This is a genomic window from Aeromonas genomosp. paramedia, assembly GCF_023093515.1.
In the GTDB taxonomy this organism is placed as follows: Bacteria; Pseudomonadota; Gammaproteobacteria; order Enterobacterales; family Aeromonadaceae; genus Aeromonas.
Window position 1 is genome coordinate 338,818 of the sequence record NZ_JAAROG010000017.1, and the last position, 26,045, is coordinate 364,862.

At 64.9% G+C, this 26,045-nt stretch carries 25 protein-coding genes; 14 read left to right on the plus strand and 11 right to left on the minus strand.

Going from position 1 to position 26,045, the window contains the following annotated elements:
- Positions 1 to 80 precede the first annotated feature (80 nt).
- The 4 genes from HB860_RS12050 (at position 81) to HB860_RS12065 (ending at position 1,647) form a co-directional block, all read left to right on the plus strand.
- On the plus strand, positions 81 to 383 hold the full coding sequence (locus tag HB860_RS12050; protein WP_247626803.1) for a hypothetical protein: 303 nt from the start codon (positions 81 to 83) through the stop codon (positions 381 to 383).
- 14 nt (positions 384 to 397) lie between these two features.
- A complete protein-coding gene (locus HB860_RS12055; protein ID WP_247626804.1) occupies positions 398 to 868 on the plus strand; it encodes an acyl-CoA thioesterase in 471 nt (156 codons plus the stop codon).
- Between the two features lie 86 nt (positions 869 to 954).
- Positions 955 to 1,110: a pleiotropic regulatory protein RsmS gene (gene rsmS / locus HB860_RS12060; RefSeq protein ID WP_139435937.1), complete on the plus strand. Its 156-nt coding sequence runs from the start codon at positions 955 to 957 to the stop codon at positions 1,108 to 1,110.
- 69 nt (positions 1,111 to 1,179) lie between these two features.
- On the plus strand, positions 1,180 to 1,647 hold the full coding sequence (locus HB860_RS12065; RefSeq protein WP_247626805.1) for a GyrI-like domain-containing protein: 468 nt from the start codon (positions 1,180 to 1,182) through the stop codon (positions 1,645 to 1,647).
- 72 nt (positions 1,648 to 1,719) lie between these two features.
- On the opposite strand, the gene HB860_RS12070 is transcribed toward HB860_RS12065, so the two are convergent.
- Positions 1,720 to 2,577 carry a LysR family transcriptional regulator gene (locus HB860_RS12070; RefSeq protein ID WP_247626940.1) on the minus strand — a complete coding sequence of 286 codons (858 nt, stop codon included), beginning with the start codon at positions 2,575 to 2,577 and terminating at the stop codon, positions 1,720 to 1,722.
- A gap of 124 nt (positions 2,578 to 2,701) precedes the next feature.
- On the opposite strand from HB860_RS12070, the gene HB860_RS12075 reads away from it, so the two are divergent.
- A complete protein-coding gene (locus HB860_RS12075; RefSeq protein ID WP_247626806.1) occupies positions 2,702 to 3,205 on the plus strand; it encodes a nucleoside deaminase in 504 nt (167 codons plus the stop codon).
- Complete coding sequence (locus HB860_RS12080; protein ID WP_247626807.1) at positions 3,198 to 4,451, plus strand: cyanate transporter; 1,254 nt, start codon at positions 3,198 to 3,200, stop codon at positions 4,449 to 4,451. Before HB860_RS12075 ends, HB860_RS12080 begins: the two co-directional genes overlap by 8 nt.
- A 43-nt stretch (positions 4,452 to 4,494) precedes the next feature.
- Here the strand turns inward: HB860_RS12080 and rluF are convergent, their stop codons facing one another.
- Positions 4,495 to 5,508 carry a 23S rRNA pseudouridine(2604) synthase RluF gene (gene rluF / locus HB860_RS12085; protein WP_247626808.1) on the minus strand — a complete coding sequence of 338 codons (1,014 nt, stop codon included), beginning with the start codon at positions 5,506 to 5,508 and terminating at the stop codon, positions 4,495 to 4,497.
- Positions 5,509 to 6,155: 647 nt separating this feature from the next.
- Between rluF and gdhA the strand changes: the two genes are divergently transcribed.
- A complete protein-coding gene (gdhA, locus tag HB860_RS12090; RefSeq protein WP_247626809.1) occupies positions 6,156 to 7,514 on the plus strand; it encodes an NADP-specific glutamate dehydrogenase in 1,359 nt (452 codons plus the stop codon).
- Positions 7,515 to 7,695: 181 nt separating this feature from the next.
- Positions 7,696 to 7,911: a DUF3955 domain-containing protein gene (locus HB860_RS12095; protein ID WP_247626810.1), complete on the plus strand. Its 216-nt coding sequence runs from the start codon at positions 7,696 to 7,698 to the stop codon at positions 7,909 to 7,911.
- 14 nt (positions 7,912 to 7,925) lie between these two features.
- On the opposite strand, the gene HB860_RS12100 is transcribed toward HB860_RS12095, so the two are convergent.
- Positions 7,926 to 8,294 (minus strand): VOC family protein, encoded by a 369-nt coding sequence (locus HB860_RS12100; protein ID WP_247626811.1) that lies wholly within the window; start codon positions 8,292 to 8,294, stop codon positions 7,926 to 7,928.
- A gap of 449 nt (positions 8,295 to 8,743) precedes the next feature.
- Between HB860_RS12100 and HB860_RS12105 the strand changes: the two genes are divergently transcribed.
- Together HB860_RS12105 and HB860_RS12110 are read left to right on the plus strand one after the other, a co-directional pair.
- The gene (locus HB860_RS12105) at positions 8,744 to 10,846 is read left to right on the plus strand and encodes a putative bifunctional diguanylate cyclase/phosphodiesterase (protein WP_247626812.1); all 2,103 of its coding nucleotides are present in this window, start codon (positions 8,744 to 8,746) and stop codon (positions 10,844 to 10,846) included.
- A 164-nt stretch (positions 10,847 to 11,010) separates the two neighbouring features.
- Positions 11,011 to 11,298, plus strand: a complete 288-nt coding sequence (locus HB860_RS12110) for a hypothetical protein (protein WP_247626813.1) — start codon at positions 11,011 to 11,013, stop codon at positions 11,296 to 11,298.
- Between the two features lie 45 nt (positions 11,299 to 11,343).
- Here the strand turns inward: HB860_RS12110 and HB860_RS12115 are convergent, their stop codons facing one another.
- Together HB860_RS12115 and speA are read right to left on the minus strand one after the other, a co-directional pair.
- Positions 11,344 to 11,532: a hypothetical protein gene (locus tag HB860_RS12115; RefSeq protein WP_247626814.1), complete on the minus strand. Its 189-nt coding sequence runs from the start codon at positions 11,530 to 11,532 to the stop codon at positions 11,344 to 11,346.
- A 266-nt stretch (positions 11,533 to 11,798) separates the two neighbouring features.
- A complete protein-coding gene (speA, locus tag HB860_RS12120; protein WP_111912556.1) occupies positions 11,799 to 13,700 on the minus strand; it encodes a biosynthetic arginine decarboxylase in 1,902 nt (633 codons plus the stop codon).
- A 1,060-nt stretch (positions 13,701 to 14,760) separates the two neighbouring features.
- Here speA and pepT point away from each other — a divergent pair.
- Together pepT and HB860_RS12130 are read left to right on the plus strand one after the other, a co-directional pair.
- Complete coding sequence (pepT, locus tag HB860_RS12125) at positions 14,761 to 15,987, plus strand: peptidase T (protein ID WP_247626815.1); 1,227 nt, start codon at positions 14,761 to 14,763, stop codon at positions 15,985 to 15,987.
- A gap of 144 nt (positions 15,988 to 16,131) precedes the next feature.
- Positions 16,132 to 17,844, plus strand: a complete 1,713-nt coding sequence (locus tag HB860_RS12130) for a lysophospholipid acyltransferase family protein (RefSeq protein WP_247626816.1) — start codon at positions 16,132 to 16,134, stop codon at positions 17,842 to 17,844.
- Between the two features lie 57 nt (positions 17,845 to 17,901).
- On the opposite strand, the gene HB860_RS12135 is transcribed toward HB860_RS12130, so the two are convergent.
- The 4 genes from HB860_RS12135 to HB860_RS12150 all read right to left on the minus strand — a co-directional run bounded on the left by HB860_RS12135 (position 17,902) and on the right by HB860_RS12150 (position 20,814).
- Entirely contained in the window at positions 17,902 to 18,213 is a 312-nt protein-coding gene (locus tag HB860_RS12135) for a SelT/SelW/SelH family protein (protein WP_247626817.1), read from the minus strand.
- Positions 18,210 to 19,331, minus strand: coding sequence for an adenosylhomocysteinase (locus HB860_RS12140; protein WP_202046280.1), 1,122 nt, complete (start codon positions 19,329 to 19,331; stop codon positions 18,210 to 18,212). Before HB860_RS12140 ends, HB860_RS12135 begins: the two co-directional genes overlap by 4 nt.
- Before the next feature lie 185 nt (positions 19,332 to 19,516).
- Positions 19,517 to 20,254, minus strand: coding sequence for a hypothetical protein (locus tag HB860_RS12145; RefSeq protein ID WP_247626818.1), 738 nt, complete (start codon positions 20,252 to 20,254; stop codon positions 19,517 to 19,519).
- A complete protein-coding gene (locus HB860_RS12150) occupies positions 20,254 to 20,814 on the minus strand; it encodes a YceI family protein (RefSeq protein WP_202046282.1) in 561 nt (186 codons plus the stop codon). The genes HB860_RS12145 and HB860_RS12150 overlap by 1 nt, the downstream gene beginning before the upstream one ends.
- Before the next feature lie 110 nt (positions 20,815 to 20,924).
- On the opposite strand from HB860_RS12150, the gene HB860_RS12155 reads away from it, so the two are divergent.
- The gene (locus HB860_RS12155) at positions 20,925 to 21,827 is read left to right on the plus strand and encodes a LysR family transcriptional regulator (RefSeq protein ID WP_139439304.1); all 903 of its coding nucleotides are present in this window, start codon (positions 20,925 to 20,927) and stop codon (positions 21,825 to 21,827) included.
- Between the two features lie 18 nt (positions 21,828 to 21,845).
- On the opposite strand, the gene HB860_RS12160 is transcribed toward HB860_RS12155, so the two are convergent.
- Complete coding sequence (locus HB860_RS12160; protein WP_247626819.1) at positions 21,846 to 22,253, minus strand: hypothetical protein; 408 nt, start codon at positions 22,251 to 22,253, stop codon at positions 21,846 to 21,848.
- 66 nt (positions 22,254 to 22,319) lie between these two features.
- Here HB860_RS12160 and HB860_RS12165 point away from each other — a divergent pair, with 66 nt between their 5' ends.
- The gene (locus HB860_RS12165; RefSeq protein WP_247626820.1) at positions 22,320 to 24,050 is read left to right on the plus strand and encodes a formate--tetrahydrofolate ligase; all 1,731 of its coding nucleotides are present in this window, start codon (positions 22,320 to 22,322) and stop codon (positions 24,048 to 24,050) included.
- A gap of 133 nt (positions 24,051 to 24,183) precedes the next feature.
- Here HB860_RS12165 and HB860_RS12170 read toward each other — a convergent pair whose 3' ends face one another.
- Positions 24,184 to 25,833 (minus strand): methyl-accepting chemotaxis protein, encoded by a 1,650-nt coding sequence (locus tag HB860_RS12170; RefSeq protein ID WP_247626821.1) that lies wholly within the window; start codon positions 25,831 to 25,833, stop codon positions 24,184 to 24,186.
- Between the last annotated feature and the right edge of the window lie 212 nt (positions 25,834 to 26,045).

The window sequence follows — 26,045 nt, forward strand, 5'->3', positions numbered from 1 at the left end:
GCGGTTGTTATTGTCATCACTGGCCATTGTGGGGGCATAGCCCCGGGCATGGCGAGGCGCCCTTCGCAAGGAGACAACCCATGATGAAGCTGGTCATACTGCTGCTCGGTGGCACCCTCTGGGGCGGCCTGCTCGCCGCAACCCCTGACAGGAACACCCATCAGGCCGGGCTGGATCGGGCCTGTGCCAACGCCCGGCAACAACAGACGATTCAAGACAGGCAGCAGCGCATCGACGCCTGCGTCAGGGCGGGCGGCAAGACGACCCGCTGCCAGCAGCAGTACGCCAGCCTCGGCCAGCGTACCGGCAATGAACGCCCCTATGTGTCATCCCTGCCTCCCTGCCAGCAGGCCGAGGCCTACCGCAAGAGTGACCGGCAATGAACCGAGGAGACAATATGACCCCACCCCATGAGCTGACCCTGCAATTTCTCGCCGAACCCGCCGACGTCAACTTCGGTGGCAAGGTCCATGGCGGCATGGTGATGAAGTGGATCGATCAGGCCGGCTACGCCTGCGCCGCCGGCTGGTGTGGCGGCTATGCCGTCACCGTCTATGTGGGAGGCATCCGCTTCCTGCGCCCCATCCAGATAGGCCAGCTGGTGGAGGTGCACGCCAGGGTGATCCACACGGGCACCACCAGCATGCACCTGGCGGTGGACGTCTACAGCCGCCACCCCACTGATCCCCAGCGCCACAAGACCACCCACTGCATCATCATCTTCGTGGCCATGGACGAGCACGGCAAGCCGAGCCCGGTGCCCCAGTGGCAGCCGGTGAGCGAGCAGGAGCTGAGCCTGCAGCAGTACGCCAAGAAACTGATGGCCCTGCGCGAGGAGCTCGACAAGGAGATGCGCCAGCACATGTGAAACCCGTCAACCCCCGGGCAACCGGGGCGTGTCTTCACCGCCCGGGGCGCTATAATGGCGCACCCGCTGCCCCACGAGAAACCAAGATGTCACTGGAAACTGCACCGCCCGAGGTCAAACTCGCGGTGGATCTGATAGAACTGCTGGAAACCAACCAGATTGCCCCGGAGCTCGCCCTGGCGGCGCTCGCCATCGTCCGCCAGGACTATGAGCGCAAGCTCGAGGAAGGCCGGGCGCACTGACGCGCTCACCTCGGCGCTGTCCCTTCACCCCTTTCCCTTCAACCCTTCTCCTACAACCCGGGAGGCACCATGTCAGACCCCGTTCGCTTCGAAACCGGCAAGGCCATGCTGCTTGGCGGCCTGCGCCGCCATCACAGCTTCCAGCACGGCGACTTCGGTGGCCAGTGGCGTGACTTCAGCGCCCTTGGCCCCCTGCCGGGTCAGCTGGGGGAGCACGCCTACGGCGTCATCTGCGGCGCCGACGAGAGCGGCTGCGAATATATGTGTGCAGTTGAAGTGAGCGCCCTGGAAGTGCTGCCTCCGACCCTGGGCCGGATGCGCATCAGCCCCCAGACCTATGCGGTCTTTCGCCATCTGGGCCATGTGGATGCCCTGCCGCACACCTGGCAGCAGGCGCTGGCGTGGCTCGCGCAATCCGATTACGACTCTGCCCACAGGCCGGACTTTGAGCGCTACGGCGACGCCTTCGACCCGGATCGCGGCAGCGGCGAGGTGGAGCTCTGGCTCGCCGTGGTGCCCAGACAAGCCCTGGCCTGAGGGGCCAAGACGAGGGCGGCCTTCACAGAGCACGTCTCAACACGGCACTGCTTCGGTGCCGTGTTGTCCCTCTCAGCGCGCTACGATTGCCTCCTCCCCCATCACCTCGTCGCAGAGCGCGATCAGGGCCTCGCACAGCCGGCTGAGGGGCTCAGAGCCCCCCGTCCCCAGGTGCAGGGCCAGCTCCACCGGACGCACCGCGGGCCAGTGTGTCAGCTCCACCTGCTCCGGCTGCAGCAAGCGGGCGGGCAGCAGGCTCACCCCTATGCCCGCGCTCACCGCCCCCTGCAGGCTGGCGAGGCTGGCACTCACGTAGGCGATGCGCCAGGCAATGCCCCTGGCATCCAGGGTGTCGGTCATCTGGCGCCGATAGAGGCCTTCGCTCGGAAACACCACCAGGGGAACAGGATCCCGCTCGCTGGCTGGCCAGTCGCGGCTGTCGACCCAGGCGAGCGGCTCGCGCCAGCGGGCGATGGGCTCCCCCTGCCCGCGCCCCTGCTTGATCAGCGCCAGATCCAGCTCTCCCCCTTCGAACGCCTGCCAGATCTCGTGACTCAGCCCGCTTTGCACCTCCAGCCTCACCTCGGGGTATTGCCGGGCGAAGGCCGCCAGCACAGGGGTCATGGCGCCGGCGGCGAAATCCTCAGGCACCCCGAGGCGCAGGGGATGGCTGGCCTCCCCCACCCGCTCCCCCGCCCGGGCCAGCAGCCCCAGGATGCGGCGCGCCAGCCCCAGCAGTGTCTCCCCCTGGGCCGTGGTCACCACCTGGCGGCCGGATCGGTCGAGCAGCGGACAACCGAGCTGCTGCTCGAGGCGGCGCATCTGCTGGCTGATGGTGGACTGGGTCAGGTGCATCCGCTCGCCGGCACGGGTGAAACTGCCGGTCTCGACGATGGCGACAAAGCTCTGCAGCAGGTGGGGATCCAGCAAGGGTCGCTCCATGGGGGGATTCTCCATTTATAAAATCACTGAAAGTCATTTTATCATTTAATTTCCAAATGACTTGCGGGCTCGTTAGGCTGCCGTCACCCCCCTCTTCTCCCAGGATGAACCCATGTCACAGCCTCCCCACTCCGGCGCCCGCCCAGTGAACGCCCTCAGTGCCGTCTCCGCCCCCAGCCATCAGGGGTGGCTGGAGCAGACCCTGCAGCTGGCCCTGACCCACCGCCAGCAGGGGGGCCGCCCCTTCGCAGCCCTGCTGGTGCGAGACAACCAGCTGGTGGCGAGCGCCGTCAACCGCATGCTGGAGGCGGGGGATCCCACCCGCCATGCCGAGCTGGAGGCGCTGCGGGAGGGGAGCCGCCAGGGCCCCCTTGCGGGCGCCGTGGTCTACGCCAGCGGCCACCCCTGCCCCATGTGCCTGTGCGCCCTGGTGATGAACGGCATCAGCGCCGTCTACTACGCCTTCGACAATGAAGACGCGGCCCCCTTCGGCTTTGACAGCAGCGCCAGTTACCACAGGCTGCGACTGCCCCTCAACCCGCCGCCTCTGCCCCTCGTCAAGCTGCCGAGCCCCATCCCGGCCGCTGCCCTCTACGGCCCCCAGTCCCATGGTTAAGCGCCCGCTCCCCTCCGGCAGTGGCGCCCTGCTGGTGCTGGTGGTGCTCATTGGCATCAACCTGCGCCCCTTCCTCACCGCCATCGGCCCCCTGGCGGGGCAGATAGACGCCCAGCTGGGTCTCGGCATGGAGAGGCTGGCCTGGGTCACCCTGCTGCCGCTGCTGCTCATTGGGGTCGGCGTCCTGCTCACCCCGGCCCTGCTCGACAAGGCCGGGCCGCGCCCCCTGCTCGGTGCGGCCCTGTTGCTGCTGATGCTGGGCAGCGCCCTGCGCCTCGATCTCGCGAGCGGTACCCTGCTTATCGTCAGCGCCGCCCTGTGCGGGCTGGGGTCGGCCCTGGTGCAGGGGACACTGCCCGGCCTCATCAAGGGGACGTTCGCGGGCAAGGTGCCCCTGGTGATGGGGATCTTCTCGGCCTGCATGATGGGGGGCGGGGCGCTCGGGGCCGTGCTCACCCCCAGGCTCGCCACGCACCTCGACTGGTCCCGGGCGCTGGCCCTGTGGAGCCTGCCGGTGCTGCTGGCCCTGGTCTGGCTCGGCTGGCGGGTGCGCCTGCCCGCCGCCGCGCCTCACGCCCCCCTATCAGGGGAGCAGCGGTTGATCGCGCTGCCCCGAGCCTGGCTGCTGATCGTCTGCTTTGGCATCATCAACAGCGGCTACGGCATCGTCGTGGCCTGGCTGGCCCCCGCCTACCTGGCGCTGGGGTGGAGCCCCCAGCAGGGGGGCGAGCTGGTGGCCTGGCTGGCCCTGGCCCAGACCGCCAGCGGCCTGGGTCTGCCGCTGCTGGCGGCGCGCAAGGAGGACCGGCGCCCCTGGATGGGGCTGGCCATTGTGATGCAGGTGGCGGGCTTTGGCGGCCTCTGGCTCGCCCCAGAAGTCGCCCCCATCCTCTGGTGCCTGCTGTGCGGCGCCGGCCTTGGCGGCAGCTTCTCCCTCATCATGGTGATTGCGCTGGATCACCTGCCAGACCCCAGGCGCGCCGGTAGTCTCAGCGCCCTGATGCAGGGGGTCGGCTTCATCCTGGCGGCCACCGGCCCCTGGGTGGCGGCCCGCCTCCATCACCTGAGCGGCGACTTCGCCAGCGCCTGGCAGTGGCAACTGGGGGGGCTGGCGCTGATGAGCCTGCTGGTGCTGCGCCTGGATCCGCGCCACTACGCCCGGGCGATGGGGATCAAGGTGATGGGGCAGTCCGCCCCGCCCCTCACCCAAGGGCCCCGGACGGCACAAAGCAATACACCGGCCTAGGGCCGGTGTATCGAGCAGGTTGAAAAGCGAGTGACGGGGCGCCTTAGCGCCCCTTCTTCTGCCGTCCCCCCTGGTTGGTGCGCGGTTTGCCCGCGGTGGCAGGCTTGCCCCCCTTGGCCGGGGCCCCCTTGCCAGCAGCGCCTTTAGCAGCGGCTCCCTTGCCCACGCCGCCCTTGCCTGCGGGGCTCTTCTTCTCGAAGGCCTCCGGGCCCGGCACATTGGGGCGCCCGCCAATCTCGTGGTCGTCGTCCCGGCGCGGCTTCTTGCCCTGGGCTGGTTTGGCGGTTTGCGCCGCCGGGGTCTTGGGTTTCTCCCCCTTGGCCGGTTTCACCTCGGAGGAGGAGTCTTCAATGAGCTTGAACAGCTCGATCAGCTCGTCGTCGGTGAGATCGCGCCACTCCCCCACCGGCAGCCCCTTGAGGCTGACGTTCATGATGCGGATGCGCTCGAGCTTGGTCACCTCGAAGCCGAAGTGCTCGCACATGCGGCGGATCTGGCGATTGAGCCCCTGCACCAGGGTGATGCGAAACACGAAGGGCGCCTCTTTCTTCACCTTGCACTTCTTGGTGACGGCGCCGAGGATGGGCACCCCGGCCCCCATGCCCCGGATAAACTCGTCGGTCACCGGCTTGTCGACGGTCACCAGGTACTCTTTCTCGTGATCGTTGCCCGCCCGCAGTATCTTGTTCACCAGATCCCCGTGGTTGGTGAGGAAGATGAGCCCCTGGGAGTCCTTGTCGAGGCGCCCTATGGGGAAGATGCGGGTGCTGTGGTTGACGAAGTCGACTATGTTGTCCTTCTCCCCCGCCTCCGTGGTGGAGACGATGCCCACCGGCTTGTTCAGCACGATGAAGACCAGGCTGTCCGCCTCCCGCGCCTCTATCACCTGACCGTTGACCTTGACCAGATCCCCGGCAAACACCTGATCGCCGATCCCGGCCCGCTTGCCGTTGATGTAGACATGGCCCTGCTCGATGAAGCGATCAGCCTCGCGACGGGAGCAGATGCCGCTCTCGCTGATGTATTTGTTCAGGCGCATGGATTCATCGGCCAGCATGGGTCACCTGCCAGATAGTGGAGTTCAAAAGAAGTGTCGGCTCAGTCAGCCGGGTCATGGTCGGGTTGGTCTGCATACAGTTCCATCAACAAAAAAGAATCTACAAAAAGAATCAACAAAAAAGAATCTACAAAAAGCGCCTGCAATCAGTCTCTTCAAAAGGGCAAGCCCGCCCTTTCTTCAAAAAAACGCCGCTACAGTAGCATATTGCGCCATCCCTTGCCCCGCCCCGTGCACAGGATCCTGCCATCTGCCACGAGGAGGGCCGTCGCCCGGCGGATGCGGCCTCGCAGATAAGGCTCCCCTTGCCCATTCGCCCCGCCCTTGCCCCTGCTCTGGCCCTCCTCTCCCCTGCCCCACCTGGAGCGGCAGACCTGCGACCGCAGAGAGCCTCGAAGGATACCCATCGAGAGGGACGAACTAAAACTTGCTATTTATTGACCAAAAATGCATAAAAAGATTTTCGTCGGCGCGAATTATCACCCTGGTATCGGCCATGCAGCGGCGTCATCGCCATCATTGTCGGCAATTACCGCCACGAAACAAATTTTTATCCGTATTCACTTTCAACGTCGAATATAAAGCGGGGTGCGGCGCCGACCCTTCTCTGGCAAGAGGCCAATTTCCCTTTATTACAGGAGTTACAGATGAGTCATTCCCTCTCTCAGGAGGCATTCCTGGCCCAGGTGGCCAGCCGCAACCCCCATCAACCCGAGTTCATCCAGGCGGTGAGCGAGGTCGTCGCCTCCATCTGGCCCTATGTGGCGCGTCACCCCCGCTACCTGCAACACGGCCTGCTGGAGCGGCTGGTGGAGCCCGAGCGCCTCGTGCAGTTTCGGGTGAGCTGGGTGGATGACCAGGGCCAGGTGCAGGTGAACCGTGGCTACCGCATCCAGCACAACAGCGCCATCGGTCCCTTCAAGGGGGGCATGCGTTTCCACCCCTCGGTGGATCTCTCGGTGCTGAAATTCCTCGCCTTCGAGCAGACCTTCAAGAACGCCCTCACCACCCTGCCCATGGGCGGCGGCAAGGGGGGCAGCGATTTCGATCCCAAGGGCAAGAGCGAGGGAGAGGTGATGCGCTTCTGCCAGGCGCTGATGCTGGAGCTCTATCGCCACCTCGGGGCCAACACCGACGTGCCGGCCGGCGACATCGGGGTGGGCGGGCGCGAGGTGAGCTACATGGCGGGCATGATGAAGAAGCTCACCAACAGCGCCGAGTGCGTCTTCACCGGCAAGGGGCTCTCCTTTGGCGGCAGCCTGATCCGCCCGGAAGCCACCGGCTACGGCCTGCTCTACTTTGTGGAGGCCATGCTGGCCCACCGTGGCCAGTCCCTCGATGGCATGCGGGTCTCGGTGTCGGGCTCGGGCAACGTGGCCCAGTACGCCATCGAGAAGGCGATGGCGCTCGGCGCCCGGGTCATCACCGCCTCCGACTCCGGCGGCACCGTCTATGATCCGGACGGCTTCACCCCCCAGAAGCTGGCCCGCCTGATGGAGCTTAAAAACGAGCAGCGCAAGCGGGTGGCGGATTACGCCCATGAGCTGGGGCTGGAGTTCTTCACCGGTCGTACCCCCTGGCATCTGGTGACCGACGTCGCCCTCCCCTGCGCCACCCAGAACGAGCTGGATGCATCGGATGCCGCCGCCCTGATCGCGAACGGCGTGCAGCTGGTGGCCGAGGGGGCCAACATGCCCTCCAGCGCCGCCGCCATCCGCCTCTTCCACGAATCAAGGGTGCTGTTCGCCCCGGGCAAGGCCGCCAACGCCGGTGGGGTCGCCACCTCGGGCCTCGAGATGAGCCAGAATGCCCAGCGCCTCTGCTGGACCCGGGAGGAGGTGGACGCCCGCCTCAAGGGGATCATGACCAGCATCCACGCCACCTGCGTGCGCTACGGCCAGGTGGATCAGGGCCAGGATGACGGCCATGTGAACTACGAAAGCGGCGCCAATATCGCCGGCTTCGTCAAGGTGGCCGACGCCATGCTGGCGCAAGGGGTCTGCTAGTCACGCCACTCCCGAAACGTTCCCCAAAGCAACAGGGCAGCCCATGGCTGCCCTGTTGTGTTAGATGCGTCGAGGTGGCTTTCATCAGGGCGATCGCCTGTGATGTCGGCGCCACTTCACGCCCACTTCACCCAGCCATGGCACCCTCACTCCTCTTTGATGCGCGAACGAGGACAACCAGATGACCACGACCCTAGGCGCCCTCCTGATCCTGGCCGGGCTCGGCTGCTTTGTGGCCTTCAACCTCGCAGGCTCCACAGTGGATGCACAGGGGTTCCTGCTCGAGCCCTTTGCCCTGCTGCCCCTGGGCTATCTGCTGCTCTTCATCGGCATGGTGCTCAGCTTGCGCCCTCTGCTGCGCAGGGCCCTCGCCAAAGGGGAAGAAAACCGGCCCTGATGCGTCAGAGGCACTCAGCGATAGCGGCTGATCTCGATGAGGTTCTGATCCGGATCCAGGCAATAGACAGATTCGATGGGGCCGCAGGCACCGCTCTTCGTCACCGGCCCCTCCACTATCTCGACCCCCTGGCTCGCGAGCTGGGCCATCACCTGATCCAGGGGCCAGCGGGTGATGAGGCAGAGATCTCCCGAGCCCACCTGAGCCCGGTTGCGCGGCTCCTCCCCCAGCAACTGCAGATTGATCTTCTGGTTGCCAAAGCGCAGGGCCCGGCGCCCCGCCCCGAAGGTGATGGGCTCCATCTTGAAGGCGCGGCTGTAAAACCCCACCGCCCGCTCTATGTCGCTCACCGTCAATACCAGATGGTCGATATGGCTGATCATGCTTGCTCCCTGTGGTGGTGATTACCACCCCATCATAGCCGCCCGCCCCAACGGAAACTGTGGAATGGTGCACAAGGAGTCATCTAACTATCTATTTTATCAGGAAAAGCACATTCTCGTCCCCCGCAGGGAGACGACACAGCCAAGGGGGGGTGGGGCGACGGCCACTAGGCAAGATGAGCATCGGCACAGGTAGTGCCGTAATGGCAGATACCATTGTGGTCATACCCCTCATTTTCAAGCGGGAAAATTTGGAACCCGCCTTTGGACTGGGCGTGGGAGGGCCTTGCCATCGGGGGATAAATTCAGTGCTTTTACTCTGATCCAGGGCCCATTTTGGTACGTATTGCTGGCCGGTTTGGGGCACCTCTGGTGTACAATCCCCAGCCCGATTTTCCTCTCCAGTCCGGCCATGGCTCAGGCCGTTTTTCATCCCAGAGTGAGTGACAGTGACCGCGACCCACCCCATGCTCGACAGTTATTACAGCCAGGATCTGGTGTTTTTCTCCATCCTGGTGGCGGTGCTCGCCTCTTACACGGCGTTGAACATGACGAGCCGGGTGAGCCAGAGTCAGGGCCGGGCCGCCGCCCTCTGGCTCGCGGGGGGTGCCTTCGCCATGGGGCTGGGCATCTGGTCCATGCACTTCATCGGCATGCTCGCCTTCAACCTGCCCATAGCGCTCGGTTACGATCTGACCCTCACCGGCCTCTCCCTGGTGGCGGCCATCGGCTCCTCGGCCTTCGCGCTCTGGCTGGTGAGCCGCCCCGAGCTGCCCTGGCGCCACGTCGCGGGGGGCGCCCTGCTGATGGGGGCCGGCATCGCCACCATGCACTACATCGGCATGGCGGCCATGAAGATAGATCCCGGCATTCATTACCACCGCGGCCTCTTCGTGCTCTCCATTCTGATCGCCGTGCTCGCCTCCGGCGCCGCGCTCTGGATAGCGTTTCGCCTGCGCAACAGCACGCCGCGCGCCTTCTTTCGCAAGGCCCTCGCCTCCCTGGTGATGGGGGCTGCCATCATCGGCATGCACTACACCGGCATGGCGGCGGCCCAGTTCCCGGAAGGGAGCCTGTGCGGCGCCCTCTATACCGGCCTCGATACCCAGTGGCTAGCGACCGTGGTCATCATAGTGACCCTGGCGGTGTTCGCCATCGCCCTGGTGCTCTCCCTGCTGGATGCCCACGCCGCGCGCCTCTCGACCTCCTTGCATCTGGCCCACGACGAGCTGCTCAAGCTGGCGCTCCATGACAGCCTGACCCGGCTGCCGAACCGGTTGCTGTTTGCCGACCGGCTGGAGCAGCGCATCCAGGAGTGCCAGCACAGCCAGCGCAGCTTCTCCCTGCTGTTTCTCGATCTCGACGGCTTCAAGATCATCAACGATGCCCACGGTCACCACACGGGAGACCTGCTGCTGGCCGAGGTGGCGGCGCGGATCACCGGGCTGCTTGGGGGGAGCGACACCGCCTCGCGCTTTGGCGGCGACGAGTTCGTGCTGGCCCTGGCGCCGGGGGATATCACCCAGACCACCGCCTTCGCCGAGCGGCTGCTGGCAGCCCTGGCCCAGCCCTACCCCTGGGAGCACCACAGCCTGCACATCACCGCCAGCATCGGCATCGCCGTCTATCCCCAGGATGGCACCAGCCTGCACGAGCTGATCCTCAACGCCGATGCCGCCATGTACTACGCCAAGGAGCGGGGGCGCAACGACTACTACTACTTCGACAGCGCCATGAATGCCAACGCCCACCAGCAGTTCCTGCTGCAAAAGGAGCTGCGCCATGCCCTGGAGCGGAGGGAGCTCGCCCTGCACTATCAACCCAAGTACGACGCCCGCAGCGGCCAGGTGGTCGGCGCCGAGGCGCTGCTGCGCTGGCAGCATCCGGAACATGGTGCCATCTCCCCGGCCAGCTTCCTGCCCCTGGCGGAGAAGACCCGGCTCATCATCCCCATCGGCAACTGGGTCATCGACGAGGCGTGCCGTCAGATGAGCTCCTGGCGGGAGGCGGGTCATCACGACTGGAGTGTGGCGGTGAACCTCTCCACCATACAGCTGGCCAGCCCCGGCTTGCTGGAGGTGGTGGAGGCTGCCCTCTCCCGCCACCGGCTCGAGGCGCGCCACCTCACCCTGGAGATCACCGAATCCACCGCCATGCAGAACGCCGAGGAGAGCCTGGCCATCCTCAATCGCCTGGCAGAGCTCGGGCTCGGCATCTCCATCGATGACTTCGGCACCGGCTACTCCAGCCTGCTCTACCTCAAGCGCTTCCCCGCCAACGAGCTCAAGATAGACAAGGGCTTCGTCGCCACCCTGGAGCAGGGAGGCGACGATGCCACCATCATCGGCGCCATCATCGCCCTGGGCCAGGCCCTGGGAATGCGCATCGTGGCCGAAGGGGTAGAGACCCCGGAGCAGCGCACCCTGCTGACCCAGCTCGGCTGCGACACCCTGCAGGGCTATCTGCTGGGGCGCCCCATGGCGGGGGAGCAGTTGCTTGCCCGCTGTGCCCCCGATGCCCCCCGGCTCGCGCTGGAAGGTGTGCTCGCCTGACGAGTGGGTGAGGCGCGGCGCCCGTATGATCAGGGCAATCATCTGCCCGATTGCGCTCCTTCACGGCGCAAGGTAGTCTGCTGCAAGACTCGAATGCTCCTTTTCTTATCGGGCGCGTCGAGTGTTCCCCATAGCAGACCACCCGTTCAGAGGAGCAACACCCGATGGCCAGATACCAGTTCTTCAGCGTCCCCACCTCCCGTCGTCAGCAATACACCTATGTCGACATGGCCTCCCCCACCTTCCTCATCGAGAAGGAAGCGCTGCTGGCGCAAGGGTTCGAGGTGGAAGAGGATTTCATTGACGCGGCCACGCCCCGCGAGGCGGTGGAGAAGTACAAGTCAGACTTTCTCTATGTGGCGGACGAGATAGGCAAGTCAGACGAGAGCTATGCCGCGGCGACGGCGATGCTGGAGATGGGCAAACAGATCATTGGCCGCAAGGCGGGCTGAGCAAAGCGGGCCATCGGGGCAAGGCGCCCGATGGCCGACAGACAGTCAGCTGCGGGTCAGCTGCTGGAGCATGGCGATCAGCTCCTCTTCGCTGCCGGGCTCACAGGCCAGTTGCAGGCTGGGCGCAGCGCCCCCCATCAGCATGTAGGCGTGGGTGCTGCAGTGATCGTAGTGATACCACTTACCGTCGATACAGACGTCGGTATAGCATCTCGGGTCCTTTTTGAGTTCCATACGCACATCCTTATGTTACATCCCGACAACATCACTCCTGACCGTAAAATAACCGGCCCGAGTCCCCTTTGACCTGGATCAAGGGAGATGAGGGGCAGAGGTGGATAGTGGCCGGATCCCGGGCCTGAGCAGTCCCAGATGTCTCCTGCCAGGAGGAAGCAGCCCCCCTCTGCTCCCCGCCGTGCGAATGGCGCAACAAAAACGGCGCCCGAAGGCGCCGTTTTTCATTCCCGTCTTTTGACCGACGGGGCGAACCAGCCGCTGGCTTATTCGTCTTCCAGGTAGGCGTAGCCTTGCAGACCCAGCTCCAGCTCGTCGAGCAGGGCCTTGCGGGTCGCGTCGTCCAGTGCCGGGTGGGAGACGATACGCTGGTAGTTCTCGCGGATCACGGACGGGTCGATGTTGACGTAACGCAGCAGCTGGTCGACGGTGTCGCCGCGCACCACGTTGCGGATGTCCATCTTGCCTTCCTCGTCCAGCCACACTTCCGCGCAGTGGGTGTCACCGAACAGGTTGTGCAGATCCCCCAGGATCTCCTGGTAGGCACCCACCAGGAAGAAGCCGACGTGGCACTCTTCGTTCTCGCCATACTCCGGCATCGGCAGCGTGCTCTCGACCCCCAGACCGTCGACGTAGTGCTCCACCTGACCGTCGGAGTCACAGGTGATGTCCATCAGGATGCCGCGGCGGGTGAGCGGACGCTCGAGGCCGGTGAGCGGCATCACGGGGAACACCTGACCTATGCCCCAGGCATCGGGCAGGGACTGGAACAGGGAGAAGTTCGCGAAGCACTTGTCTGCCAGCTTCTCGGAGAGCTCGTCGGCCAGGGCGCGGTGGTTGCGGTTGACCGGGTTGAGCAGCTCCTTGAGCGCCAGGCAGGTGTTCTGGTGCAGCATCTCGGCCCAGGCGCGCTGCTCGAGGTTCAAGAGCCCCATGGTGAACTGGGCGTTCACATCCCCCAGATCCGCCACAGAGTCGTGGAAGATCTCCAGCAGGGAGGGGTCTTCACTGCGCAGGTCCAGCCAGCCTTTCCACATGTTCTGCAAAATGGTCGGGGCGTCTTCATCCGGCGCATGGATGTCGTTCACTTCCACCCCTTCGGCACCAATCAGATTGGTGACCAGCACGGCGTGGTGGGCGGTCAGGGCACGGCCGGACTCGCTGATGATGGTCGGGTGCGGCAGGTCGAACTCGCGGCACACATCGCCTATGCCCCACACCACGTTGTTGGCGTACTCGGAGAGGCTGTAGTTCGCAGAGCAGTGGCTCTGGGAGCGAGTGCCCTCATAGTCCACACCCAGGCCGCCGCCCACATCGACCACGTCGATGGGCACGCCGAGGCGACGCAGCTCGGCATAGAAGCGGCCGCACTCGCGGATGCCGCCCTGGATGTCGCGGATGTTCGCTATCTGGGAGCCCAGGTGGAAGTGCAGCAACTGCAGGCAGTCCAGCTTGCCGAGGCTGCGCAGACGCTCCACCAGCGCCAGGATCTGGGAGGCGGAGAGGCCGAACTTGGACATGGAGCCACCGCTCGATTCCCACATGCCGGAGCCGGTGGAGGCGAGCTTGGCGCGCACCCCGATGTTGGGCTTGATGTTGAGGCGAACTGACTCGTCCAGCACCATTTCCAGCTCGGAGGGTTTTTCCACCACTATGTAGACCTTGTGGCCCATCAGGTTGCCCAGAAGGGCGTGGCGGATGTATTCGCGGTCCTTGTAACCGTTGCAGACGATGACGGACCCTTGCTCATGATGATGGGACAGCACGGCCAGCAGCTCCGGTTTGGAGCCGGCCTCCAGCCCAAGCCGCGGCTTGTCGCTGTAGGACTGACTGATGGTCTCGATGACGCGACGCTGCTGGTTTACCTTGATCGGGTAAACGCACAGGTAGTCCCCTTCATAGCCTGACTTCTCGATGGCCTGACCGAAGGCGTTGAACAGCGCATCGACCCGGCTCTTGAGGATGTCGGGGAAGCGCAGCAATACCGGGGTAGTCAGTCCGGACTGGCGCAGCTGTTCGATGGCCTCGGACAGCACGATATGCGCCCCGGGACGAGACTTGTCGGGGGAGACGGTCACATGACCGGCGTCATTGATATTGAAAAAACCCGCACCCCAGTAGGGAACGTTGTAGACCTTCAAGGAGTCCTTGCTGGACCAGTTAGTCATGGGCTATGCCTCGCAAATGAGCGGCCAGAAGGCCGCCTTCGTTACCCTCAATCACATCCAGACCATCGATTGCAACATGCGGCGCGCAAGGGCTGCCTGCGGGCACCCGGTGCGTCACGGCCGGCGGCGGCAGGCGTTGTTGCCTGACCCTGGGCCTTGTCGCAGCCAGATCCTCTGTTGCACATCGCGGCAAGCCAAGGCTGCCTGGTGGATCTTGGGAAGTAACGAGTCTTGATGTGGGGCTGGTGGCTTTACATCAAGCTCAACGGTATGCGGTGCCACTGTAATGGGGCGCCGCGGTACTTTGATGACAACCGGCATCAGCCACGCCGTTCGTTCATCATTCGGCAGCCATCCCGACAGAAGGAGAGAGGTTCAAGGAAGAGAAGGGTAGACGTCAGCACGCACGCGTGTTGATGAACGACAACCACCACAGCCCGCTCAACGCCAGTGACCGCCCATGACAAGGGAAGATGATGAGCCGTTGGCCCACTCGGTCAGTAGGTGATGAGAGTCTGTTGTTCTCCCTGATACCGGAGCCTAACCGGTATTAAAGAAACCATTCCCCAGCAGTGTCTGTCGTTTCTGCGTGCCTCGCCCTATAGGCGTCTGATCCTGTCGGTGTCTGGCGGCCTCTGCCTGCTCAGGGTTACCCTCGGATCGGCGCGGAGTGTACACACTTACCGGCGCCACTGACAATAAAAAATCGTGTTAAAAAACGGGTTTTGATCGATGGGCCAAATCTTGCTGCCAGCAAGGCTGGCTCTGGGATGGCGAGGGATGAGGCCGCTCAGTATAGGCCCTGAAAATAACAGGGGAACCGGCCATTTTTCCCGACCCCTTGCCACTGCTGGGCCGGGGGGAAATTCAGCCCTTTCGCATATGCATGATGAGTTTTAAATTCGGAATTTTTATTCACCAAGCCCTCGAATTGAGCCCCCTTCCCCAGCGTCCCCCCGGGATCCGGGCCCGACAAATCCATCAAAAACTGCGCTGACGCAATAATCAGCCCGGCCGTCTTGTCCACAATGGTGCCTCTTTTGTGGTTTGAGGCCTGCCAATGGATACCCTGCTTGAGCGTTTTCTGCGTTACCTGACTTTTCATACCCGCTCCGATGCGACCAATCCTGCCTGTCCCAGCAGCGAGGGCCAGATCGTCTTCGCCCGCGCCCTCTGCGAGGAGATGACCCAGCTTGGGCTGACCCAGGTCACCCTGGATGAGCACGGCTACCTCACCGCCTGCCTGCCGGGCAACCAGCCACAGGCGCCCGCCATCGGGCTCATCGCCCACATGGATACCGCCGATTACGAGGCAGAACAGGTGGTGCCCCAGCTCATCGAGAATTATCAGGGAGGCGACATCTGTCTCGGCAAGGGGGACGAGGTGCTGGCCATTCGCCAGTACCGCTGCCTGAAAAACTACCTGGGGCAGGATCTCATCACCACGGACGGCACCACCCTGCTGGGGGCCGACGACAAGGCGGGTATCGCCGAGATCCTAACCGCCGCCCAGTACCTGCTGGCCCACCCCGAGATCCCCCGCGGAGATCTCTGGATAGGTTTCACCCCGGACGAGGAGATAGGCCGCGGCGCCGATCTGTTCCCCCTGGAGAGATTCCCGGCCAAGTGGGCCTATACCGTGGATGGCGGTGAACTCGGCGAGCTGGAGTATGAAAACTTCAACGCCGCCAGCGCCACAGTGCGCTTCATCGGCAACAACGTGCACCCCGGCACCGCCAAGGGCAGCATGATCAACAGCCAGACCCTGGCCGCCCGCTTCCACGCCGAGATGCCCCCCGAGCAGACCCCGGAGTGCACGGCAGGGTACGAAGGCTTCTTCCACCTGGCCCGGATGGAGGGCACGGTGGAGGAGAGCACCCTGCACTACCTCATCCGCGACTTCGACGACGACTGCTTCGCCGCCCGCAAGGCCCAGCTCAAGGAGCGGGTCGCCTCCCTGCAGTTGGACAACCCCAAGGCGCGCATCACCCTTGAGATAGAGGACAACTACCGCAACATGCGCAGCCAGATAGCGCCGCACATGCACATCGTCGAGCTGGCCAGGGCCGCCATGGAGGCCGCCGACGTGGTCCCCAGGATCAAGCCCATTCGCGGCGGCACCGACGGCGCCCGCCTCTCCTTCATGGGTCTGCCCTGCCCCAACCTCTTCACGGGTGGCCACAACTTCCACGGCAAGCACGAGTTCATCCCGCTGCAATCCATGGAGAAGGCGGTCGCCACCCTGGTGGCCCTGGTGCGGCTCACCTCGGCCTGGCGGGAGCATTGACGCGCTCCTGAGGGAGCCGGGTGGGAGCAATAACGGTGGTATGAGCGGGGTCCTCTGCCCCAAGTCATCAAACCGTCACGGCGCTGCCACAAAGGGGAAACCGGGGGGCGGCACCCTGAGGCAACGTTCTGCGGAGCCTTGCCCATGTTCAACGTCGATACCCTGCTGGGGCAGCATCTGCCCCGCCTCGCCACCCAACCCTTGATCCGTCCCCTGCTCCGGCAGGGGCTGAGCTGGCTGCTCAACGAGGAGGCCTTCGCCGAGTTTGCCGAGCGCCACCCTCACCTGCGCGGCCTCGACTTCGTCGAGCAGGCCCTCGGCGCCCTCGATTTTGACTACAGGGTGAGCGAGGCCGAGCTCGAGAACATCCCCGCCAGCGGCCGGGTCATGATAGTCGCGAACCACCCCATAGGATCCCTGGACGGGCTGGCCCTGCTGCGCCTGCTCGGCCGCATCCGCCCCGACGTCAAGATAGTGGCCAACCGGCTGCTGGCACAGATTGCCCCCCTGCGTCCCCTGCTGCTGCCGGTGGACAACCTGGGGGGCAAGACCGACAGACGCGCCATCCTGGCCATGGGGGAGCACCTGGCCCAGGAGGGAGCCCTCATCATCTTCCCCGCCGGCGAGGTGTCGCGCCTCGGCCCCAAGGGGGTGAAGGACGGTCCCTGGCAGGGAGGCTTCATCAAGCTGGCCAGGCGCACCCGCACGCCGCTGGTGCCCATCCATCTGGACGGGCGCAACGGCCTCCCCTTCTATCTCGCCTCCTGGCTCCACAAGCCCGCCTCCGCCCTGCTGCTGGTGCGCCAGCTATTTCGCCAGCAGGGGCGACGCATCTCCCTCACCCTGGGAGAGCGCATCCCGCCCCAGAGTCTCGGGGAGCTCGCCCCCAAGACCGCAGCCGCCCTGGTGCGCCGCCATCTCTATCGCCTCGGCAAGGGGAAGAAGGGCCCCCTGGCGACCGAGGCCCCTATCGCCCTGCCGGAGGATCGCCGCCAGCTCAAGCAGGCCATGGACGGCTGCGAGCTGCTCGGGCAGACCCCGGATGGCCAGCGCATCCTGCTCTATCGTCGCCACGAGCAGGGCCACTCTGTGATCCTGCGCGAGCTGGGGCGGCTTAGGGAGATCGCGTTTCGCGCCGTGGGGGAAGGCTCGGGCAGGCGGCGGGATCTCGATGCCTTCGACGATGACTACCACCACCTCCTCCTCTGGGATCCGGCCCGCCTCGACATCATCGGCGCCTACCGCTTCGCCCCCGTGGCCGAGCTGCTGGCGCGCAAGGGGGTGAGCGGCCTCTACAGCCACACCCTGTTCGGGTTTGAAGAGAGGCTGCTGCCCCGGCTGGAACTTGCCATCGAGCTTGGCCGCAGCTTCATCCAGCCCGCCTACTGGGGCAAGCGGGGGCTCGATTATCTCTGGTTCGGCATAGGGGCCTACCTGGCCCGCTACCCCCAGTATCGGTATCTGTTCGGACCCGTGACCCTCTCCGGCAGCCTGCCGCCGGCGGCCAAGGATCTGCTGGTGGCCTTCTACCGCCAGCACTTCGCCCCCGAGCTGGCCCTGGCCCCCTCGCGCCGCCCCTATCCCGAGACGGCGCCCCTGTTCGAGGGGCGCGATTACGGCAGCGATCTCAAGGCGCTCAAGGCCCGCCTCGACCACCTGGGCTGCGCCATCCCCACCCTCTACAAGCAATACTCCGAGCTGTGCGAGCCGGGGGGCGTGCAGTTCATGGACTTTGGCATAGACCCCGACTTCAACCACTGCATCGACGGCCTGGTGTGGGTGGACGTGAGCCGCATCAAGCCCCACAAGCGGGACCGCTATATCGGCCAACCCGCCCGGGCAGAGGCCGCAGGTTAGCCGCGATGGCAAACAAAAAGGGAGGCTGTCGCCTCCCTTTTGCGCTGTGTGGTTGCCTTATTCGGCTGCGGGTTTGCGATCGGCATGGCCGAGATCGCGCTCCGGGGCGATGACGTCCCGCACCCGCTGCTTGATCTCTTTCGCCTCGGGGAAACCCTCGTCGGCCACCCTGTCCCACACCAGGATTCCGTTGACCAGGATGCGAAACTCCCCCTTGCTGGCGGGCACCAGCGCCACCTCCCCGAGCTCGCTGTCGAAGGTGGAGAGCAGCTCCTGGGCCAGCCAGGCGGCGCGCAGCATCCAGCGGCAGAGGGTGCAGTAGCGGATCTCGATGCGCGGCTTGCTGACCGAGGTCTGTATTTCTGTCATGCGATGACTCCATGAAAATCGGTTAACCAGTGGCGGGCTATGCGCTGCATGGTGGCCTGGGGCAGCTCGAGCAGGGCGGCGGCCGGCCTCTGCCCGGCCAGCTGGTGCACCCCTTCGATGATCTCCGCCAGCACCAGATAGACGTACTCGCCGATGACGGCGCCGTGGACGAAGTTCACCGCCTCGCCGCGATTGAGCAGGAAGATGGTGCTGCCATCCGGGCGCGTGAGCGCCAGCACATGGGGGCACACCTCCTCGCTCGGCCAGGGCAGCTGGGAGAGGCAGAAGGCGAACTCGTCGTCCGCTGAGGTGACAGAGGCCACCATGGCACCGGGGCGCAGCGCCTGCAAGTCGGCGATATCCAGGGCCCCGTTGCCGGTGCAGCAGATCACCAGCTCGGCGCGGCCGAGGGCTTCGGCCTTGTTCACCAGCTTGAAGCCGTGGGAGAGCGCCTCCACCTGGCGCAGGGCATCCGTCTCCACCAGCTCCAGATGCAGGTTGCGGCAGCGCAGCTCGCGGGCGATGCTGCGCCCCACCTTGCCATAGCCAAACAGGGCGGCCTGGCAGACGTTGAAGGTACGCCTCAGGGTCCGCGCCAGGGACTCGGCGGAGTAGACCACGCTCAGGCCGATCTGGATGTCTTCCGCCTGCTTGAGGGGGCTGCGCGCCACCGAGATGACGGGGGCGGCCAGCGCCTCCTGTTCATAGCGCTGATGGCCGTTCTCCGTCATCTCCACCACCCCGAGAAAGCGCTCGCCGAAGTGCTCGAAGAGCACCGCCTGGGTCTTTGCGAAGTAGCCGCCTATGTCCAGGATAATGAGCCGCTCGTGGGGTTCCACCAGGGGGGCAATCTGGGCAATGACGCCCTCGGGATCCGAGGTCCAGTGGCGATTGAGGGGCAGCACTGGGTAGTGCTGCTGGGCCCAGGCCAGGGTAGGTCCGTGAACGGACTTGGGTTTGGGCAGGATGGCGCCGACCCGCCCCACCCGGTCGAGCACCTGGATGAAGTGGGGCCGGTCGGGAAGCAGGTGGGTCACCAGCAGAATGCAGAGATCCCCGAGGCGTCCCTGCTCGGTGAAATGGCGAAAAAACAGATGCTCAGATCCCTGACTGCGCAACTGTGGCCTCCTTAGCGTGCCGCGAGAAAGCAGGCAAACAGAACCCGGCATAGCCGGGTTCTGTGTGTGTCCAGATAATTGAAAATCCTTTTTATCTGAAAGCGCCATGGGGCTCAATCTTTATCTATGCAGACTTTGACTAACCCATCAATTTATAAGGTAATAGCCTGTTTTTCATGCAGAAATTAATAAAGTGATGCCTCTGGCCAGACCCACCACAGACTCAAACCAGCACCAATTGCCCCCACCAGGATCAGCAGACCCCAGCGAGACAACCCCGGACGCTTGCGCAGGGCCCACTCCAGCAGCGGCAGCAACCAGACCGGCAGCAGCACCAGCAGCGGGACTTCCACATACTGCCAGGCCAGCATCTGCACGAAGGCGAGCGCCAGCCCCAGGGCGGCCGGGGTCACCTTGATGCCCGCAAAGGCACCGAGCAGGGCACGGAAACCGGCGAAGGCGGCCAGGGCCCCCGCCAGCTGGGCGATCAGCAGGCTGCCATCGATGCCGATGACCAGCGCCAGCCAGATGAAGCCCAAGGCAAAGCCCAGCCCCTCCTCGCTGTCACCGCGCCAGCCCGTCCAGCCGAACCAGGCGATGGCGGGCAACAGGGCCAGCCAGATGCGCGGCTCGATGGCGAGGACCGAGGCCAGCCCCTGCCACCACACCAGGGCAGCGAGCACCGCAAACAGCGCCAGGGCGGCACGCTTGTCCTCAACCTGAGCCGCGATGGCAGGCACCAGCAGGGCCAGCGGCAGCCACTGCCACGCCTTGACCGGCAGGCCATAGGCGCCCCCCAGCAGGCAACCCACCAGCCAGAGCGCGAGCGCCCCCCACAGGGTGCCCAGCCGTGGCCAGCGCCATGACAGCAAAGCGGCCCCCAAAGGAGCCGCCAGGGTCTGTAGCAAGAGTGCTGCGCCCATTACTTGCGCACGCCTTCGACGAACAGGTTGATGCTCATCTCGTCCGGAATGCCCGGCAGCATGTAGTTCACGCCAAAGTCGCTGCGCTTGATGGTGGTGGTGGCGTTGAAGCCGCTGCGGTAGCCGCCCCAGGGATCCTTGCCTTCGCCGATGTGGACCATGTCGAAGGCCACGTCCTTGGCGACGCCGTGCAGGGTCAGGGTGCCCTTGAGCACGCCCTTGTCCTTGGTGCCTTCATAGCCGGAGCTGACGAAGGTCATCTTGGGGTACTGCTTGACGTCCAGGAAGTCGGGGCTGCGCAGGTGCTTGTCGCGGGCCTCGTGGTTGGAGTCCACGCTGGCGGCGTCGATTTCGAAGCTCGCCTTGGCGGCGGTCGGATTGGCATCATCCATGCTGAAGGTGCCGCTGAAGGTGTTGAACCGGCCGACCAGCTCGGAGAAGCCGAGGTGGCCCACCTTGAACTGGACTGTGGTGTGAGCCGCATCGACATCGTAGTCGGCCGCCATCAGGGGAGCCGCCATAAACAGGCAGGAAGCCAGCAGGGCCTTGGTCATTTTCATTCCGATCGTTCCTTCATTAGGGGGTTCACATCGATACCCGACATGCTAACCTCCGAGCAGGAATGGATAATCATCGATTTATTAAAATAATTATCAACCGAGAGTGGAATATGGATCAGATAGCCGCCATGCGCACCTTCATCAAGGTGGTGGAGTGCCAGAGCTTTACCAAGGCCGCCCATCAGCTCGGCATCTCGGTCGCCATGACCTCCAAGCTGATGCAGCAGCTCGAGGAGTCATTGTCGACCCGGCTGCTGTCACGCACGACCCGCCAGGTCAACCCCACAGAGGCGGGCCAGTTCTACTACCAGCGCTCCCTGGCCCTGCTGGCGGAGCTGGAAGAGACCCACAGCCAGCTCACCCACAACAATCAGCAGCCCCAGGGCACCCTCAAGCTCTCTGTGCCCATGGACTTTGGCTACCTGCACCTCTCCCCCGCCCTGCCGCTGTTTCGGACGCGGTTTCCCGAGCTCAAGCTGGAGATAGAGTACAGCGACCGGCGGGTGGCCCTGGTGGAGGAGGGATTCGATCTGGCGCTGCGGATCGGCAACCTGCCGGACTCCTCCCTGGTGGCCAAGCCGCTCGCCACCATGAAGCTGGTGGTGTGCGCCAGCCCGGAATACCTGGCCCGCAGGGGCACCCCAGAGACCCCGGAGGATCTCAAGCAGCACGACTGCCTCATCTACACCCTGACCCAGCCGGACTGGGTCTTCAAGCGGGATGGGGAGCAGCAAAGCGTGCGCCCCCAGGGGCCCCTTCGCGCCAACAACGGGGTGGCCCTGACCCGGGCCGCCTGCGACCACCAGGGCATCATATTGCAACCCACCTTCATCGTCGGGGATGCGCTGCGCTCAGGCGCCTTGGTGCCCCTGCTGCCGGAATGGGAGAAGGGACAGGTGGGACTCTATGCCCTCTATCCGCACCGCCGTTTCGTCTCGGCCAAGGTGCGCTGCTTCATCGAGTTCGTGCAGGAGCGCTACCTGGCTCCCCACTACTGGGACAGGGAGACCTGAGCCCGGGCCGGAGGGTGATCAGGGGGTGGTGACGACCGGCAGCTCGGCCACCAGCAGCAGACTGTGCTGGGTCAGCCGCCAGCGCGGCAGGCGCCGCGCCAGGGTGGCGAGCTGTTCCTCCCCCAGCTCATAGGGCAGGGTGATGTGCAGGCAGTGGCAATCGAGCATGGCCGCCAGTTGGAGCGTGAGCGCGAGGTTGGCCTCGTCCGTCTTGCGCTTGTTGATGCGCTTGCCGAGCTCCTGGCGAAAGTGAGTCTCGGGATCCTGGGTCATCGCCTGCCAGCCGTAGCCGAACAGCGGGATCAAGGCGCTGACGATGCCAAGGGCGGTGAGCGGCTGCTTGGGAGGGTGGTAGAGGGCATTGAGGTCCAGCAGTATGGGGCTTTGATGGGGCTCACGACTGCCGGATAAAATAGTATTACTCATTGGATAACCTTATTGATTCCTCTAGACTTCGCCGCATCTTTGACCTGACATGCCAACGAGGTGCTGATGCTAAGCGATATCGAGATCTCCCGCCAGTCCCCCCGTCTCACCATCCAGGCGCTGGCCGAACGCCTCGCCATCCCGCCCCACCAGCTCAGCCCCCAGGGCCACCACAAGGGCAAACTCAGTCTCGACCTGCTCAAGTCCCAGCCCAAGCAGAGAGGCAAGCTGGTGCTGGTGAGCGCCATCACCCCGACCCCCCTCGGCGAGGGCAAAACGGTCACCACCCTGGGGCTCTCCATGGGCCTCAACCACATAGGCCAGCCCAGCATAGCCACCATACGCCAGCCGAGTCTGGGGCCGGTGTTCGGGGTCAAGGGGGGCGCCGCCGGGGGCGGACATGCCCAGGTGGTGCCCATGGAGGAGATGAACCTGCACCTCACCGGGGACTTTCACGCCCTCAGCGCCGCCCACAACCTGGCGGCGGCGGCCCTGGATGCCCGCCTGTTCCACGAGCAGAAACTCGGCGACCAGTTCAGCGCCAGAACCGGTTTGCCGCGCCTCGAGATTGACCCGGCCAACATCCTCTGGCCGCGCACCCTGGACATGAATGACCGGGCGCTTCGCCACCTCACCCTAGGCCAGGGTGGCGCCGCCGATGGGGTGGAGCGTGCCGACCGCTTCGTCATCACCGCCGCCTCCGAGCTGATGGCCATTCTGGCGCTGGCCAGCGATCTGAAAGACTTGCGCGCCCGCATCGGCCGTATCCAGCTGGCGCTGGACAACCGCGGCAACCCCATCACCGCCGAGCAGCTGGAAGTGGCGGGGGCCATGACGGTGCTGCTCAAAGACGCCCTGCAGCCGACCCTGATGCAGACCACGGAGCAGACCCCTGTGCTGGTGCACGCAGGGCCCTTTGCCAACATCGCCCACGGCAACTCCTCCGTCATCGCCGATCGCATTGCCCTGGGCCTCACCGACTATGTGGTGACCGAGGCGGGTTTTGGCTCCGACATGGGGCTGGAGAAGTTTTTCAACATCAAGAGCCGCCAGTCCGGCATCACCCCCGCCTGCGTGGTGCTGGTGGCCACGGTGCGCGGTCTCAAGGCCAACAGCGGCCTGCTGGACATTCGCCCGGGCCAGCCGCTGCCGGCGAGCCTCCAGGGGGAAGACCTGCCCACCCTGAAAGAGGGCTGCGCCAACCTCGCCTGGCATATCAACAATGCCCGCCGTTATGGCGTGCCCGTGGTGGTCGCCATCAACCGCTTCCCCACCGACAGCCAGGCCGAGCTGGATCTGCTGGCCCGCGAGGCGCTGGCCGCCGGCGCCTGTGACGCCGCCATCTCCCACGCCTTCACCGAGGGGGGCAAGGGCGCCAGCGAGCTGGCCCGGGCCGTGGTGGCCGCCTGCGAGCAGCCGAGCCAGGTCAAACTGCTCTACCCAAACGAGATGAGCCTCGCGGCCAAGCTGGCCACCCTGGTGGAGTGCGGCTACGGCGGGCGCGGGGTGCGGCTCTCGGACAAGGCGCGCCAGCAGCTGGCCCGGCTCTCGGCCGAGGGCTGGGATCCGCTGCCCATCTGCGTGGCCAAGACGCCGCTCTCCATCAGCCATGATCCGGCCCTCAAGGGAGTACCGACGGATTTCGAGGTGCCCATCGAGGAGGTGCGCCTGTGCGCCGGCGCCGGTTTCGTCTATGCCCTGGCGGGCCCCATCATGACCATGCCTGGCCTTGGCAGCCTGCCAGCCTATCGCCATATCGACATCGACGACGACGGCGAGATAGTCGGGTTGAGCTAAATGATCGGATAAACAGTCTGGCGCCGGCCGATTACGCTGCGCTAATCGACCCTACGATCAACAAACCTGCCAGAAACAACAAGGCCCCGCCAATGGACGGGGCCTTCTGCTCTCTGCCGGGTGGCAGCAAGATTTAGAGGGTGAAGCGCTGGGTCATATGGTGCAGGTTGTTGGCCAGCTTGCTCAGCTCGACACAGGCCTGGGCGGTCTGCTGGGCCCCCTGGGCGTTCTCGTCGGCGGCATTGTGGATGTTCACTATGCTGCGGTTGAGCTCCTCGGTCACCGCGTTCTGCTCTTCGGTGGCAGTGGCGATCAGGGTGTTCATGTCGCTTATCTGGGTGACGGCGCCGTTGATGCTGTCGATGCTCTCCCCCGCTTCCCGTGCCAGCCCGACGCTCTCCTGCATCTGCTGGCGGCTCAGCTGCATGGCGTTGCCCGCTTCGGCAGTGCGCTCCTGCAACAGCTCTATCATCTTGCTGATCTCGGCGGTGGAGGCCTGGGTACGCTGGGCCAGGGAGCGCACTTCGTCCGCGACGACCGCAAAACCACGCCCCTGCTCGCCGGCCCGGGCCGCCTCTATGGCGGCGTTGAGTGCCAGCAGGTTGGTCTGCTCGGCGATGCCGCGAATGACATCCAGCACCATGCTGATGCTGGCACTGTCCGCTTCCAGCTGCGACACCACAGTGCCCGCCTGCTCAATCTGCCGGGAGACCTGCTCTATGCTGCCGATGGCGCTGCGCACCACCTGGTTGCCCTGGGTCGAGGTGCGGGAGGCATCCTTGGCCGCGCTCATGGCATCCGTGGTGTTGCGGGCCACCTCATTGACGGTGGACTGCATCTCGTTCATGGCGGTGGCCACCTGGGACACCTCGCTCTGCTGGCTGGCCATGCCCCTGGCGGACTGCTCGGAGATGGCGCTCACCTCCTCCACCGCGCTGCTGAGCTGGCTCACCGAGCCGGCTATCTCGCTCACCAGATCCGCCAGCGCCCCCTGCATGCGGTCGATGGCCGAGCCGAGCTGACCCAGCTCGTCGCGGTTGAAGCGACTGCCGCGGATCCACTCCTGCAGCTCCCCCTTGCCGAGATCGCCGCCCGCGATGCGCTGGGCCTGGCGGGCCAGCATGATGAGCGGGTCGCGGATCTGGCGGGTCAGCACCACGGAGAGGCAGACCACCAGCACCAGACCGATCAGCAGGGCCAGGGTGACGCTCAGCTTGGCGGAGTCATACGCTCCCACCACTACCTTGCGGGAGGCATCGGCATAGCCATGGTTGATGCGCACCAGGTCGCCAACCGACTTGGCCAGGTTGGTGTAGAGGGTGATCCCCTCCCCCATGAAGAGGTGCTGGGCCTCGGTCATCTGACCGGCATCCTGCATCTGCCGGATGCGCTGGTGCAGACCGAGGTATTTCTCCCAGTCCGCCTTGACGATGTCGAAGGTACGGCGCTCCTCCAGATCCTCCGCCCAGATGGTGGCATCGTGGGCCGCTATCTGCTGCCCGGCCTCCCTCAGGCTCTTCTCGCTCTCATTGCGGTAATGGGCCTGCTGCTGGGGATCGTCCGCCACCAGAAAGACATCCAGCTCGTAGCGGCGCACCGCATTGATGGTCTCGCCCAGGGTGCTGGTGCGCACCACGGCGGGCAGTATGCTGTCGGTGAATCCGATGGCGGCCCGGTTCATGGTGCTGAATTCAAACAGTGAAAAGCCGCCGATAAAGGCCATCATCAGGCCGAGTACGGCAAAGCCGGCGGAGAGTTTCTTGCCTATCGTCATGGTGTTCATGGCATGTCCTGCATATGGGTCATCAAGTGGCATTCATCGGCACCGGCCCCAAAAGGCGCGAGCACGCTAGCTGCCATCCATAGCAGTCATTCAAACCTCATCCGTATCGGCACGAACGAGGGGGCCAAACGGGTGCCAAACAGGCCATCCCGTGGCACGGAGAGCTGTATCGGCCCGCGTGGGCATCACTTTAGGATTTTTTCAGAAAAGTA